Source organism: Proteinivorax hydrogeniformans (genome assembly GCF_040515995.1).
GTDB classification, from domain to species: Bacteria; Bacillota; Proteinivoracia; order Proteinivoracales; family Proteinivoracaceae; genus Proteinivorax; species Proteinivorax hydrogeniformans.
The window spans coordinates 431,367-445,436 of sequence record NZ_CP159485.1 but is presented as its reverse complement, the minus strand read 5'-3'; the positions used below and the strand labels follow the sequence as shown (position 1 = coordinate 445,436).

General features: G+C 37.0%; 13 protein-coding genes and 5 tRNA genes. 4 read left to right on the top strand and 14 right to left on the bottom strand.

The window, feature by feature from the left end:
- Positions 1–72 precede the first annotated feature (72 nt).
- From istA to PRVXH_RS02175, 3 genes are all read left to right on the top strand, one after another.
- On the top strand, positions 73–1,581 hold the full coding sequence (gene istA / locus PRVXH_RS02185) for an IS21 family transposase (protein WP_353893678.1): 1,509 nt from the start codon (positions 73–75) through the stop codon (positions 1,579–1,581).
- The gene (gene istB / locus PRVXH_RS02180; protein WP_353893677.1) at positions 1,571–2,296 is read left to right on the top strand and encodes an IS21-like element helper ATPase IstB; all 726 of its coding nucleotides are present in this window, start codon (positions 1,571–1,573) and stop codon (positions 2,294–2,296) included. The genes istA and istB overlap by 11 nt, the downstream gene beginning before the upstream one ends.
- Positions 2,297–2,706: 410 nt before the next feature.
- Positions 2,707–5,886 (top strand): MMPL family transporter, encoded by a 3,180-nt coding sequence (locus PRVXH_RS02175; protein ID WP_353893676.1) that lies wholly within the window; start codon positions 2,707–2,709, stop codon positions 5,884–5,886.
- A gap of 130 nt (positions 5,887–6,016) precedes the next feature.
- Here PRVXH_RS02175 and PRVXH_RS02170 read toward each other — a convergent pair.
- From PRVXH_RS02170 to PRVXH_RS02115, 12 genes are all read right to left on the bottom strand, one after another.
- Positions 6,017–6,101: transfer RNA gene (locus tag PRVXH_RS02170), tRNA-Leu, on the bottom strand.
- A 3-nt stretch (positions 6,102–6,104) separates the two neighbouring features.
- A tRNA-Lys gene (locus tag PRVXH_RS02165) sits at positions 6,105–6,180 on the bottom strand.
- Positions 6,181–6,183: 3 nt separating this feature from the next.
- A tRNA-Thr gene (locus tag PRVXH_RS02160) sits at positions 6,184–6,259 on the bottom strand.
- A 14-nt stretch (positions 6,260–6,273) separates the two neighbouring features.
- A tRNA-Asp gene (locus PRVXH_RS02155) sits at positions 6,274–6,349 on the bottom strand.
- Positions 6,350–6,352: 3 nt separating this feature from the next.
- Positions 6,353–6,429: transfer RNA gene (locus PRVXH_RS02150), tRNA-Pro, on the bottom strand.
- Positions 6,430–6,614: 185 nt separating this feature from the next.
- Positions 6,615–7,847 carry an aminopeptidase gene (locus PRVXH_RS02145; RefSeq protein ID WP_353893675.1) on the bottom strand — a complete coding sequence of 411 codons (1,233 nt, stop codon included), beginning with the start codon at positions 7,845–7,847 and terminating at the stop codon, positions 6,615–6,617.
- Positions 7,848–7,964: 117 nt separating this feature from the next.
- Positions 7,965–8,183, bottom strand: a complete 219-nt coding sequence (locus PRVXH_RS02140) for a hypothetical protein (RefSeq protein WP_353893674.1) — start codon at positions 8,181–8,183, stop codon at positions 7,965–7,967.
- On the bottom strand, positions 8,155–8,595 hold the full coding sequence (locus tag PRVXH_RS02135; RefSeq protein ID WP_353893673.1) for a hypothetical protein: 441 nt from the start codon (positions 8,593–8,595) through the stop codon (positions 8,155–8,157). Before PRVXH_RS02135 ends, PRVXH_RS02140 begins: the two co-directional genes overlap by 29 nt.
- 141 nt (positions 8,596–8,736) lie before the next feature.
- On the bottom strand, positions 8,737–9,213 hold the full coding sequence (locus tag PRVXH_RS02130; protein ID WP_353893672.1) for a DUF2975 domain-containing protein: 477 nt from the start codon (positions 9,211–9,213) through the stop codon (positions 8,737–8,739).
- 180 nt (positions 9,214–9,393) lie between these two features.
- Positions 9,394–9,717 carry a cyclic-di-AMP receptor gene (locus tag PRVXH_RS02125; protein ID WP_353893671.1) on the bottom strand — a complete coding sequence of 108 codons (324 nt, stop codon included), beginning with the start codon at positions 9,715–9,717 and terminating at the stop codon, positions 9,394–9,396.
- A 41-nt stretch (positions 9,718–9,758) separates the two neighbouring features.
- Positions 9,759–10,490 carry a DUF6198 family protein gene (locus PRVXH_RS02120; RefSeq protein ID WP_353893670.1) on the bottom strand — a complete coding sequence of 244 codons (732 nt, stop codon included), beginning with the start codon at positions 10,488–10,490 and terminating at the stop codon, positions 9,759–9,761.
- 149 nt (positions 10,491–10,639) lie between these two features.
- Positions 10,640–11,503 (bottom strand): DegV family protein, encoded by an 864-nt coding sequence (locus tag PRVXH_RS02115; RefSeq protein ID WP_353893669.1) that lies wholly within the window; start codon positions 11,501–11,503, stop codon positions 10,640–10,642.
- 173 nt (positions 11,504–11,676) lie between these two features.
- Here PRVXH_RS02115 and PRVXH_RS02110 point away from each other — a divergent pair, with 173 nt between their 5' ends.
- The gene (locus PRVXH_RS02110) at positions 11,677–12,258 is read left to right on the top strand and encodes a peptidylprolyl isomerase (RefSeq protein ID WP_353893668.1); all 582 of its coding nucleotides are present in this window, start codon (positions 11,677–11,679) and stop codon (positions 12,256–12,258) included.
- Between the two features lie 78 nt (positions 12,259–12,336).
- Here PRVXH_RS02110 and PRVXH_RS02105 read toward each other — a convergent pair whose 3' ends face one another.
- The gene (locus PRVXH_RS02105; protein WP_353893667.1) at positions 12,337–13,791 is read right to left on the bottom strand and encodes a 4Fe-4S dicluster domain-containing protein; all 1,455 of its coding nucleotides are present in this window, start codon (positions 13,789–13,791) and stop codon (positions 12,337–12,339) included.
- 35 nt (positions 13,792–13,826) lie between these two features.
- Positions 13,827–14,063, bottom strand: a complete 237-nt coding sequence (locus tag PRVXH_RS02100) for a (2Fe-2S) ferredoxin domain-containing protein (protein WP_353893666.1) — start codon at positions 14,061–14,063, stop codon at positions 13,827–13,829.
- Between the last annotated feature and the right edge of the window lie 7 nt (positions 14,064–14,070).

The window sequence follows — 14,070 nt, the reverse complement described above, 5'->3', positions numbered from 1 at the left end:
AAAAAGTAATTGCCAGTACAATCCAATCAATATATCCTTTTAAGTGACCACAACTTAAAAGGGGGAAAGGATGTGCTGACAATTACTCAATTAAATTATATACGAAAAATGTATTTTGAGAAAGGCCTAAGTTATTCTGAAATAGAACGACGCACTGGTCATAATTATCGCACAATTAAAAAGTACTTAGAAAAAGAAGATTTTAATGTAAAGCCTAAGAAAAAATCCGGTCCAACAAAATCGGACTTGATCAGACCCTATGTCAGAGAAATACTAGAAGAAGATAAGGATAAAAAGAAGAAATATCGACATACTGCCAAGAAAATACATGAGAGATTAAAGGTAGAACGTCCTGATAAATATCTGATTTCTGAGCGGACAATGCGAACTTTAGTAAAAGAAGAAAAGCAAAAGGTCTACAACACTGACGATTGTCATCTTGGTCTAGATCACCCTGGTGGAGAAGCTCAAGTTGATTTTGGAGAAATATATATTGTCGAAAATGGCACTAAGAAAAAAGCCCATGAGCTTGTGCTTTCCTTCCCTAAAAGCAATGCTGGGTTTTGCCAAGTTACTCGTAGTGAGACCATGGAGGCTTTATGTGAAGCTTTGATTAACATATTTAAATATATTAGCTTTACCCCAAACAAAATATGGTTTGACCAAATGGCAGCTGCTTGTATTAGAAAAAAAGATTCTAAAGGGCAGCCAGTTATGACAGAGAGATTTGCACGATTAGCCCTCCATTATGGCTTTGAGCCAGTGTTTTGCAACCCTGATAGTGGCAACGAAAAAGGTAATGTTGAAAAAAAAGTAGGTTACTTTCGAAAAAACCTTTTTGTGCCAGAACCAGAAATCAGTGACTTAGAAAAGTACAATTTTGACCTGCTTAATCGATGTTCCGAGGATAATCAGAGAAGTCATTACAAAGAACCAGGGACAATAAATGAGATATTTATAAAAGAGACTGAGCTTATGAAGACCACAACTAAGATAGACTTTGACTATGGAAAATTTGAAAAGAGAAGGGTCAATAAACTAGGGTATATAATTAATGATCATTGCTCATACTCTGTTTCGCCTAAGTATGTAGGCAGTTATGTATGGGTAAAAATTCTTGCTAACGAGTTGGTGATTTATGATAAAGACTATCGTGAGATAACAAGGCATAACAGGCTTTTTGAAAAGGGCAGAAAATCTACACATTGGATGGACTTTATCGACGTTATCGCAGCAAGACCAAGAGCATTAAAATATTCAGGGTTTTACTCTTTACTTCCGGATAATTGGAAGTCGTATACAAATGAAATGGATAATGAGGATTTAAAACAAAGTCTAAAGTTTTTAAAAATGTGCTTACTTGAAAAAGGTATGGCATTTGCGGAGAAGGTTTTAGCTGAAAACATAAGGAAATCTGTTAAAGAAACTGCTGCTTTATGGACAACTTACTACCGTCTTACAGAGGATGTCTCCGTTTACCACCAAATTCAATCACCCCCTGCTTTACCTCGCCTCCCAGACTATGACATCAGTGCAGAATCCTACAACTCACTTATGGGAGGAATGAGAGATGATAGATAAAATTAAATTTTACCAAAAAAAACTGAGCATATCCAATTCGCTAATGGATATATGTGACGGACTTGAGTTTAGATCTAAAGAACAATTTTTAATGGATTTACTTGAAGAGCTGTATAAAGAAAGATTAGAAAGAAGCCGAGAAAGGAAATTGAAAGCTGCTAAATTTCCAGTAGTAAAAACCTTAAATGGCTATGACTTTACAGATATTATTTTCCCTGAAAAGCTAACAATAGAACAGTTAAAAGGACTTAACTTTATTGAAAACAAGGAGAATCTAATCTTTTATGGTGGACCTGGCGCTGGTAAAACGCATTTAGGTATTGCTCTTGGAACCATGGCAATCAATAATCAGAAGTCTGTTCTCTTTTACACAGTACACTCCCTGATTAATGAATTAGTGAAGGCTAAAGAAGAACATTCTCATGAAAAGTTAATGAAGAAGATAGAAAAAGCTGACTTATTAATATTAGACGAATGGGGCTATTTGCCTCTACATCAAGAGGGAGCTAGGCTTTTATTTGAAGTTATCAGTCTTTGCTATGAACGAAAAAGCATCATAATTACTACTAATATGGAGTTTAACCACTGGAAAAATTTCTTGTTTGACGAGAAGTTAACAGTAGCAATAATTGACCGATTAGTTCATCATTCACACTTATTATTTTTCGATAGAGAAAGCCACAGAAAGAAGCATGCGTTAATGAAGCAAGGTTAAAATTAACAACCGGATTGTACTTGCATTTTTCTTGGCCATTTTTTGTATTTTCCTATTGCCAAAAACACGCGGTCTAAAGCGGACAGCTACTGAGGTCCCAAATTGGTTTCAAATCCAGACCCCGATGGTCCAAATGCAGGGGTCGGTCTTTGGGAAGTGAGAAGTGAGAAGTGGGTTAAATTTTACTAATTTGTCATGCGAAGCGCAGTGAAGAATCTTGCAATGATGAAAGCAGGGTGCAGAGGTGGTTTATGGTATAGCCCTTGACCTCCTGACCAAATGACCAACTGATTAACTGTCTCCTCATTTATCCTCTCACTTAAACAGGAATATTAGGTTTTTTTATCGAATAAGTTCAATTACGCAATTATTTTTTTAGCTTTATTTAATATTAGGATAGGGGGGAAGATATGAAAAAAGACAACATACGATTATACGGACTTTTAACTATATGGATAGCGGTATCTGTGCTTTTAGGATACCTAGCCCCCGATATTGACATGTTAGTTAGAAAGCATGGACAGCTAGAAGTGCCCGATGGATTCCCCACCCAGTTTGCTAAAGAACTATTAGAGGAAGATGATGGTTTTACAGGGGAAGAAATCTTATTATTATATAAGGATACCGAAAATGGCATAGCGCAGCATGAAGACCAAATAGAAAAAACATTAGATAAGTTCAAAGAAGACCCTGGTGATATTAAAGTCCACGATATCATCACCCCCTTTGACGGAGAGCAGCAAAGAAACCTTTTAGTTGATGAGTCAGAGAACATTTTACTAGCGGTAGTTGAGTTGGACATGACTACTGCAGAAATCTCCTTTATTCGCGATGAGCTGCAGGACAAAACTAGCATCAAAGGATTAACCAGTTATATCACTGGTGCTGCTATTATCGAAGATGATGTTTTAAGCACAACAGAGGAACGCCTAGGAGCTATCGAGTATCTGACAGTTGCTTTAGTGTACATAGTGCTGCTAGCAGTATTTCGCTCACCTATAGCGCCTTTGGTGCCGTTAATTACTTTGGGTTCGTCCTACTATTTGAGTATATCAATCGTTTCCTTGTTAATTGACAACCTTAACTTTCCCGTTTCTAACTTTTCTCAGGTTTTCGTGCTAACCGTAACCTTTGCTATAGGTACAGATTATGTAATACTGCTGATGACCAGATATCGAGAAGAGTTAGCTAATGGGAGCGATGACTATAGCACCGTAAAAAGAACCTTTAAATTAACACAAGGAGCTGTTTTATCTAGCGCTTTTACAGGGTTTGTAGGTTTTTTAGCTATCGGACTTGCAAATTTTAATCTCTATCAATCAGGGGTTGGCGTAGCAGTTGCGGTAGTTACCCTTATCCTAGCTATTTGGGTATGGGTTCCTATTATACTGAATTTGTTCGGGTCTAAGGTTTTCTGGCCTGCTAAATTGAACAAACAACAAAACGAGCACAAATTGTGGGGAAAACTCGGTCAGTTTGCCACCAACAAACCAGCTTTAGGTTTACTAATCTTATTAGTGATAGTACTACCTCTTTTTCTCAGTTTTGACAACCTGCGTTCCTTTCACTCCTTAGATGAGATTGATGATGATTACGGGTCTGTAAAAGCCTTTAGGATTATAGAAGATAAGTTTGGAGAAGGAGACTTCTTTTATCACATATTGACAATAGAAGCTAACGATCCTACTTGGGATGATTCCCAAAGAGTATCATATGTAGAGCTCTTATCGGATAACCTCTTAAAAATTGATGATGTAACAGAAGTTCGCTCGATTACAAGGCCGGAAGGCCTTAAAATCGACGAACTTAGGATTTCCTATCAAGCAGGAGAAGCAGCAGGTGAGCTTGATGAAGTATTAGATGGCATCAGAGATATGAAAAGCGGAGTGTCTGAAATGTCTTCTGAGCTTAGGTATGCTAAAGATGAGTTAAGGGCCGGCGAAGATGATTTACTCAGGCTTATTGACGGCACTAATGAATCAAAGCAAGGTGCACAGGACCTTCATCAAGGAATTAAAGAAACAAACCAAGGGGTAGAGCAAATATCCTGGCAGGTAGCATCAGCTTACCAGGACGCAGAAGGCTATTATAGTTTAGCTGACAGCATTCACGATCAATTTTTAGAGCTAACAGGTCAATCCAGCTCGATTTTCACCCCTATATTAGAGCTTTTTGAAGAAGTAGTTCATGAAATGGCAGTGCTTACTTATAGTCTCAGTGAGGTGTCTCAGGGCTTAGACGACCTCTCTTCTGGCTCTAAAGAGCTAAGTGATGGACTTTCTGAAGTCCATCAAGGACAAAAACTACTTTTAGAGCAATATGACGAGCTACTTAAAGGTTTAGAGGAGTTTTTGCAGGGCTTAGATCAGTTAGATGAAGGACTAGAAGAGTTATTTACTGGTATGGAAGAAATGCAAGATTTCCTTTTTGAGCTAGAAGACCAATCGGAAAATATTTTAGATGGATTCTTTATTCCAAAGTCTATCTACACAGATCAGTTACAAAAAGCTTGGGATAACTACGCAACCCCCAACAACGAAGTTGTACTGCTGCAAGTTGTAAGTGATACTAATCCCTATGGCATGCGAGCAATGGAGATTGTGGGGGAAATAGAAGAAATAACAGATTTCACATTAAAAGGTACGCCGTATGAAGAAGCACGGTATGCAGTCGATGGCCTTCCCAGCAACAACAGAGACTTAAAAGTGCTTTCTAGCGAAGATTTTTTCAGAACATCAATATATATGCTTATCGGTATTTTTATCGTACTTTCAGTTCTATTCAAATCCTTTATGATGCCTATCTACGCCATGGCGTCTTTAGGCGTAGCTTACATCGCCTCCCATGCTTTAGTGGAATTTATTTTTATCGATGGACTTGGATATCCTGGAGTTATGTGGTCCGTTCCATTTTTTACTTTTGTTATGCTAATGTCTATGGGTGTAGATTACTCTATATTTTTAATGGCACGTTTTAATGAGGAAATACAGAATTATAAAGTCCGTAGTAGAGAAAATATCAAAACAGCCATGGTTACTGCTATGAAAAAAGTGGGTTCAGCAGTTTTTTCCGCTGCAGTAATCCTTGCTTCTAGCTTTGCAGCGATGATGCTTTCTGGAGTGCTATCTCTATTGCAAATAGGAGCATGGATTATCATAGGATTGATGTTTTATATCTTAATACTACTGCCTATTTTCATACCGGCTGTAGCTATGTTTTTAGGTGAATACAATTGGTGGCCTTTTAACTTAATAAACTGGGATCCCAAAGAAAAAAGATTTACCTTAAAAAACAAAAGTAAATCCAGCGACCTAACCATATATATCGAAGGGGAAGTTTACAAGCCAGGCGAATATACAATCAAGGACGATACGCCCTTAAGCGAATTAATAAAGAAAGCCGGTGGTTTAACTCCAAGTGCAGACGTCTCAGAAATTAAAATTAGTTCTGAAGCAAATCAACAACTACTTAATATACCTTCAGTGGATAGTGCTAAATCTAAAAAAGCTCATAACCCTAATATGCTAAATGGGTATAATAAACATAGCACTAAAAAAGCTAGAAAGATAAGAAGAAAAAGCAGGATATAAAATAAACAGGCTGTCTCAAGTAGGAATATTTTTTCCTTAAGAGACAGCCTGTTTTGTATGCATGCTGAGTAACTCCAAGCCTTTATATAAAAAAACATCACTTTAAAAGTGATGTTAGCTTAATAAATTGTGGTGCGAGAGGGGGGAGTCGAACCCCCACACCTTGCGGCACTAGATCCTAAGTCTAGCGTGTCTGCCAGTTCCACCACTCTCGCACTTGGTGAGCCATCCGCGATTCGAACACGGGACACCCTGATTAAAAGTCAGGTGCTCTACCGACTGAGCTAATGGCTCAAATGGAGCCGACGATGGGACTCGAACCCGCAACCTGCTCATTACAAGTGAGCTGCTCTGCCAATTGAGCTACGTCGGCATATTAAGTTTAAATGGCGGAGCTGACGGGAGTCGAACCCGCGATCTCCTGCGTGACAGGCAGGCATGTTAACCACTACACCACAGCTCCTAATGGTCGGGGCGGAGGGATTTGAACCCCCGACCCTCTGGTCCCAAACCAGATGCGCTACCAAACTGCGCTACGCCCCGACAACAAAATTTAGTATATAACAAATTTAAGATATAGTCAATGGGGAATTTTAGTTTTTTTATTTTTGACCCTAAATAAAGATTAGAATAGTGGCTGCTATTCCCCTTTATAACTTAAGAAAAGTCACCAACTCCAAACGCAAAAAAATTACGTAGAGAAGGTGACTTTTTGCAATAAAGCTAAGTTAGCTAAACTGGACAAAGTTTCCTTTATCAAACACCAAGGTCTCGGTGCCGTCTTCTTTAATTCCCATTATCTCAAGGTCTTCTGTTCCAATCATAAAATCAACATGGGTTAGGGAGTCATTTGCGCCCACTTCTTTTAGCTCTTCTTTGCTCATGTCATCTCCGCCTTTTACGCAGCTTGAATAAGCTTTTCCTAAGGCAAAGTGGCACGATGCATTTTCATCGAATAAAGTGTTGTAAAATAATATGTTTTGGTTTGATATCGGTGAATCGTAAGGAACTAAGGCCACTTCACCTAATCTTTTTGCCCCATCGTCGGTGTTTAGCAGCTCTTTTAGAGAGTTTTCACCTTTTTTTGCTGTATAATCCACTACTAAGCCATCTTTGAAGGTTAAGGTGAAGTCATCTATAAGATTACCATTGTAATTTAGTGGTATGGAGCTTACTACTTTGCCATTTACTCCATCGAGCTTTGGCATGGTAAATACCTCTTCAGTAGGCATATTAGCCACAAAGGTGTATCCTTTTGGAGCCTCACTTCCACCGCCTACCCATACATGGTCTTTAGGTAGTTCGGTTGTGATGTCTGTTCCTAAGCTATTTTTAAACCTTAGCGACTTAAATTTATTTTCATTTAAAAATTTAAGTCTTGAATCTAAATCATTTTGATGCTGAACCCAAGCTTTAACCGGATCATCTTTATCTGCTCGTACAGCTTTAAAAATTGCCTCCCATAGCTTTTCCATAGCGTTTTCGGTGCTGTCATTAGGAAATACTTTTTTAGCCCATGCTTCGGTAGGTATAGATGCAACACACCATACATTTTTATTACTCATAAGCCTTGTTCTATAGGCTTCCAAAGCTATACTTCCCGCTTTGTTTTGTCGGCTTATTTTTTTAGGGTCCACATCCTTCATAAGTTCAGGGTCTGAGGCAGCAATGCTCAAAAAGGCTGCATCCTTTTCCGCAAGCTCATTCATTTGCTGCTTTGCCCAATTTGGAAACTCGTCAAATACTTCATCGTTAGCCATTTCATAACGAATTTTTGTCGATTTTTCATCATTCCATCTCATAACAACTTCTCTAGCTCCAGCCTCATAGGCTTTAATAGAGACGATTCTGGCAAATTCTGCGCAGTCAATTGGAGAGTTTATCACCAATACCTGGTTTTCTTGGATATTTATTCCGATTCGTACCAGCAAATCTGCATATCTCTCGATGTTTTTTGACACTTAAATTCCTCCCTTATTTGATTTAGATATTTATATGTAGCCATAGCACTTAATAGTATTTTACTATAACTAGACATGTTTTTCACGCTTCTTAAAGAAAACTTAAAATCTTTAAAGTTAAGTATTGTCGCTCCCATCTGCAGACCTTTGTTTTTCAACATGAATATCCTTGATAACTCCATCTACTATAGAAACTATCCTTAACCTTAGATCTCCCAACTTGAACTCTTTTCCTTCTCTTATTTCTTGTTCATCCTCTGGCAGACAATTGATTAGATCTTTTAGTACTTCCTTTTTTTGCGACGTTTTATTTTTCTTTTTTTTCACTATTGACATTTTTATAGCTCAACAAATCTTGTTTTTCCCTCAACAAATGCTTAGAATCAAGCAAATATTTCTTTACCGCAAAGACAATAGCAATCGCTGCAGCAGCTATTAACAGTTCTAGCATGGTTTCGCTATAAACAAGCATCTTACGAGCAATTGCAAAAAGAACAAGTTCTAGCACGCTAGTTGCAGAGTGGGTTAGTAACATTAGCACAAGCTCAATTCCGATAATCAAAAGTAAAGCTATACTCAAAAACTTTTGTAAAACCTCATAAATGTCATATATATCAGTTTGCGGAATTATTGCAAGGTAGCGCAACACAGAGCTTAAGGCAATTGTCACCCCCAGTAAAATTAGCACTGCCAAAACAACCTCTATCCCTGTAGCATAACGTAACAAACCTTTTCTAATCTTATCCACTATACCATCCCCATTCTATAATAGTCTTATAACCATCAGCTATATACTTGTTCGATAATTGCAATCTATCTCCTTTATATTTTTAGTAAAAAAACCTCCCTTAGTCCGGGAGGAAATCCTTTGCATAAGCTAAATTCTTTACTATATCACAAGGTCATTTTCTTTTTTAATTGCTATCACCTTAATTAATAACAATTTTAGCACTAATGCAAATAGCGCTATAACAAAGGAAGTAAAAATAATTGTAAACCCTAGCATTATTACACCTGGCGGCAAGGCATTTTGTAAGCCAAGATATAATGTTCCAGCAATGTAAGCTGCGATAACAGCACCAGCACAGTAGCTAATTATGCCCAGCGACTTTGCCGCCTTCTCGGTGAATGCACTTTCTTTTTGAATTAAATTTAACAACTTAAATGTTTGGAATATCCCTGCATAAAAAGGTATACAGGTTAAATAAATCCCAACCAAAATCGGATACTTCAAGTAGTCAGCTTCTGGAAAAAGCTCCACTGTAACGTCTGCCATATTCGGCAAAACAAATATACATAATGCAAGCACAATCATACTAGTTAACACTAGCAACCCATTTAAAGCCCCCAACAAAAACTTATTCATTATACCACCCCTTTTAATATTCTTATGTCTATTATACGGTATAATATTCTGAATTGCAATATATTTTTATCGTTATTCAATAAAGTTTAATTAAGAAACGAACGAAAACCCTAAGTATTTCACTAAATAAAAAAGTGCGGGATAAAAGTTCCCACACTTTTTTTATTGTATATTTAGTTGCTAAACTTTTATAAACTGCTCTACATCTAAAACAAATACAGTTGCTCCTCCAATGGTAAGCTCTATGGGAAGATTTCCACCTTCCGCCTTTTTCCCAAAAATAGGCGGAGTGTTTACTCTCTTATTATCCCGGCAATTAGCTTCGATAATATCCAAAACTGCGGAAACTTTGTTCTCTTCCACTCCTATCAGAACTGTGGAGTTGCCTTCTTTTAAAAAACCCCCGCTGCTAGATAGTAAAGTTACTGGATGTCCATTCTCCAGCAAATCATGACGAAGATTTGCGAAGTCCCTGCTTTCTAAGACCGCAACTATAAGTTTCACAAATATACCTCCTAAGTTATTTTATATATCAATTTTTTTACTTATTTCTTAAGATTTTCTCCTTGTTGCCCGCTTTTAGGCCTTATGTTTAGAAGGTTTAAATCTAACAAAATCTTTGTTTTCTCTTCGGGGAAAAACGTTGTACCCTCTACATAGTTATTCAACAGCTTTAAACAAAGACCTATCATACTACCTAAAATAGCTGCAGATACAAGTGTTCCTATATGCAAACCCTCGATAGCCCTAAAGAAAATTAAGCTAAAGCTTATAGATAGCGAAAATATCACCAAATCAAATCCAGTTTTAAACTTTGATATCCTTATATTCTTTACTAAGCAAATTTCTTTTACAAATGTATCAAATGGCAAAATTGGATAATTACTCTTTATAAAAGAAGCCACCCCGATAGATATAACTATAGACCCAAGTATAAATAACCCTACTTTTTCAATAAAGGCATCTGCAGAAACTGGTTCTAACATCATGTAAAACAAGTCTATAGCTGTTCCAAATAAAAATGCCACTAGAAAAGACATTAAATACTTTACCGTCAATCTTTTTACAATTACAGCTAGTAGCAAAAGGACTAGCCCATGTATTATATAGTTCCACATTCCAAAGCTAATCGCAGTAAATTGCAAACTAACTACATAAGGTAAAGATGTAGCTACCGATACACCTAAATCAGACTTAATCACTAGCACAACTCCAAGGCTCAAACATAGCAGACCTAGTATAAAGACAAAAACATTATTTACCCTTAACTTTTTCATGGAAGCCTCCCTATAAAGTAACTTGATAAAGTGAAACTTCAAGCCTTTAATTAGATTCTATATATGATCCGCATTTCCCTTTAATCAAAGTACAAATTAAATAAAGAGAAAACTCTCGGTTTATACGTGAAAAAGGGACGAGGATAATCCTAGTCCCAATTCTTTTTAGTAAAATAGGCAACTCCTAATGATCCTGGCCCCACATGGGCCCCAATCACAGGACCTATGGAGCATATAGGTAGTGTCTCACCTATGATTTTCTTTATTTTGTCTGCTAGTTCCTTAGCTTCCTGCTCGCAATTTATGTGATGTATTATGGCATCTCCAAACCCATATTCTTTAACGTCTTGGACAAAGATATCTACTATTTTATTTACAGTCTTTTTCTTACCTCTAATTTTAGTTATAACATCAGTTTTACCGTCAGTGACAGTAAGTATGGGTTTAATATTTAAAAAAGAACCCAAAAGCGCTGATGCCGCACCGATTCTACCACCTTTTTTCAGGTAATCCAGCGTATCTGGAGTAAAGATAAACCTGCTTTTAACTATATTTTTTTCTACTAAACTAACAACTTCATCTATTTTTTTACCTTCTTTTGCAGCTTTTGCAGCAGTTATGGCAGCAAAGCCTAGTTGCATACAGTTAGATCTAGAATCTATAAGTTTAATACTAGCTTCAGGATAATCCTTTAAAATCATATCCTTTACCATGTTAGCTGTGCTATATGTACCACTCATTTCAGACGAAATAAAAACCCCTATAATTTCCTCTCCACTTTTAATTATTTTCTCAAAGGTCTCGTATAATTCCTCTACAGAAGGCTGTGAAGACTTAGGAATCTCATCAGCAGCTTCAAGCTTTTCATAAAACTCTTTGTTGGTTATAGAGCTCTCTTTATACACTTCTCCACTCTCAAAAACAACACTTAAAGGCACAACAGATATATCATAAGATTTAACTATATCTTCTGGTATATAGGATGTGCTATCAACTACAACTTTTATGCCCAAAAAAAACACTCCTTTATTTAGTGAGTTTATTTTGTTTAATATATTATCATTTTTTCTAAACTTAGTAAACTATAATAAAAATACATAGAGAATATCTAAGTTATATGATAGAATTAATAAAGCAATAAATCAAAAATTAGACCGATGTAGCAGTCACTAAAGGAGGGTAAAGAATGAAAAAATACACATTAATAATTGCTTTATTTGCAGTGTTGATGATAGTAGGGTGTAGCAGTAATGATCCTGAAGATACTGCCCAAGAAATTTTAGAAGGAGATAACCCCAAGGTTCAAATAGAAATGGAAGATGGTGGAAAAATGGTGCTGGAGCTCTATCCTGCACATGCGCCTAAGACGGTGGAAAACTTCCTTGAACTAGCCTTATCTGGCTTTTATGACGGCTTAACATTTCATAGAATAATAGAAGGGTTTATGATTCAAGGTGGAGACCCCAACGGAGATGGCACCGGCGGAGCTCAAAGAACCATAACCGGTGAATTTGCAGATAATGGGTTTACTCAAAACACCCTAAACCACACAAAAGGCGTTATCTCCATGGCCCGAAGCCATGACCCTAACTCAGCTAGCAGTCAATTCTTTATCGTTCATGGCGATGAGGTGCCCCATCTTGATGGGGGTTATGCAGCCTTTGGAAAATTAATAGAAGGCGAAGAAACTCTAGACAATATTGCCGGCACAAAAGCGGACCAAAATGATGTAGTAATTAAAAGTATCACTGTGCTAAAAAACAATTAAATCAATTCAAAGGGGCTGCCTCAAAACAGGATTTTTCCTAAAGAAGGCGGCCCCTTTGTTTTTTTAATCCTTCATTCCTTAAAACTTTCTATGAAAATCAATTGCCTCAATATCAAAAACTCTCAGCGAGGACTTTGTGTCCGGTTCTAAAGCCAGCTTACCATATTTGTCAACTTGGCTTTTGTCTTTAGGCCCATGACTTAAAGAAGCCGCTCCACCGATACAACCACCTTTACAGGCCATACCTTCAACGAAGGTATTGTCGCAGCGATTAAACTTAAGTTTTTTCAGCACCTTATCACATTCATCGATCCCATCACAGCTTACAGGATTATATGGCACATCTAACTTCTCTTGTTTTATAACATTTCTCACGGCCTCTGTAAGGCCACCAGAGCGGGCAAAAATTCTTCCGTAGAAAGATGCGTTATCTAGCAATCCCTCTTCTAAGTTTTGTAACTCTATTTCTTTAGAATCTATCATAGCTGCAAGCTCTTCAAATGTTAAAACGAAATCTGTTGCTCCTTTAAGATCCTCTTGTTCTATCTCCATTTTTTTAGCAGTGCACGGCCCTATAAACACTACTTTTCCTTTTGGGTCTAGGTTTTTTATAAGCCTAGATACCGCTATCATAGGAGAAACCATGGTTGAAATATGTCCTTTAAGCTGCGGATATTCTTTTAAAATATATTGAACAAAGGAAGGACAACATGAACTGGTAATTGTTTTTTTGCTTTCTATATTTTCTGCGTACTCTTCGGTTTCTTTAACTGCAACCATGTCTGCACCTAGCGCAACTTCCACCACATCATGAAACCCTAGTTTTTTAATGCCATTTATTACTTGGCCTATACTAGCGTAAGTAAATTGGCTTGATATAGCTGGAGCTATGATTGCATAAATTTTATTGTTCTCATCTGCATTTTTTAGCAAATCTATAACATCGGTTATATATGATTTATCCATTATCGCACCAAAAGGACATTGATATACACACGCCCCGCACTGGATACACTTTTCATCATCTATAACCGCTTTTTTATCTTCGTTAATACTTATGGCATCCACTTTACATGCCTTTTTACAAGGTCGCATCACATCTATTATGGCGTTATATGGACATACATCTCTACATTTACCGCATTCAATACACTTTTGTCCATCTATTTTCGCCCTATGATGTACAAAATCAATGGCGCCAACAGGACAGGCAGAAATACAGCGGTGAGCTAAGCAGCCCCTACATGCTTCTGTAACTACATATCTAGTTGCAAAGCACTCATCACATGCCTCATCGATTACCTCAATATTATTACTATTATTTTCATTGCCACCTAAAGCTACTTTTATCCGCTCTAAGGTAACAACCCTATCTTTATGGATACAGCATCTTATCCTAGGTTCTGGACCTGGATCAATTATCTTTGGAATATTGGCAATTTCCTTTTCTAGATTTCCAGCAAATGCTGCTTTGGATATCTCTTTAAGGACCTCATACTTCATTTCTTGTACTTTATTGTCAAATTTTCTCATTTTTCCCTTCCTCTCCAAGTTAAGTATTAATCCCCTTAAAGTACCTCTTTTTCTAAAAATTCTTCCACTTTGTCAGCTGTTAGAGAATGGATAGGGCCATCATCTATTTTTACTGACACTGCTTTAGTGCATTCACCCAAACAAAATGCTGCCTTAAGTTCTACTTTATCTTCTAACTTTCTTTCCTCTAGTATTTTTTCAAACTTATTAATTACATCATATGCCCCTTTTAAATGACATGCACTGCCGATACATACATTTATCGTCTTCATTATAAAT

What these genes read in the sequence shown, in the direction of transcription:
- istB (WP_353893677.1), top strand. Translation starts at nt 1,571, where the DNA reads ATGATAGATAAAATTAAATTTTACCAAAAAAAACTGAGCATATCCAAT.
- PRVXH_RS02175 (WP_353893676.1), top strand. Translation starts at nt 2,707, where the DNA reads ATGAAAAAAGACAACATACGATTATACGGACTTTTAACTATATGGATA.
- PRVXH_RS02140 (WP_353893674.1), bottom strand. Translation starts at nt 8,183, where the DNA reads ATGTCAATAGTGAAAAAAAAGAAAAATAAAACGTCGCAAAAAAAGGAA.
- PRVXH_RS02130 (WP_353893672.1), bottom strand. Translation starts at nt 9,213, where the DNA reads ATGAATAAGTTTTTGTTGGGGGCTTTAAATGGGTTGCTAGTGTTAACT.
- PRVXH_RS02120 (WP_353893670.1), bottom strand. Translation starts at nt 10,490, where the DNA reads ATGAAAAAGTTAAGGGTAAATAATGTTTTTGTCTTTATACTAGGTCTG.
- PRVXH_RS02110 (WP_353893668.1), top strand. Translation starts at nt 11,677, where the DNA reads ATGAAAAAATACACATTAATAATTGCTTTATTTGCAGTGTTGATGATA.
- PRVXH_RS02105 (WP_353893667.1), bottom strand. Translation starts at nt 13,791, where the DNA reads ATGAGAAAATTTGACAATAAAGTACAAGAAATGAAGTATGAGGTCCTT.
- PRVXH_RS02100 (WP_353893666.1), bottom strand. Translation starts at nt 14,063, where the DNA reads ATGAAGACGATAAATGTATGTATCGGCAGTGCATGTCATTTAAAAGGG.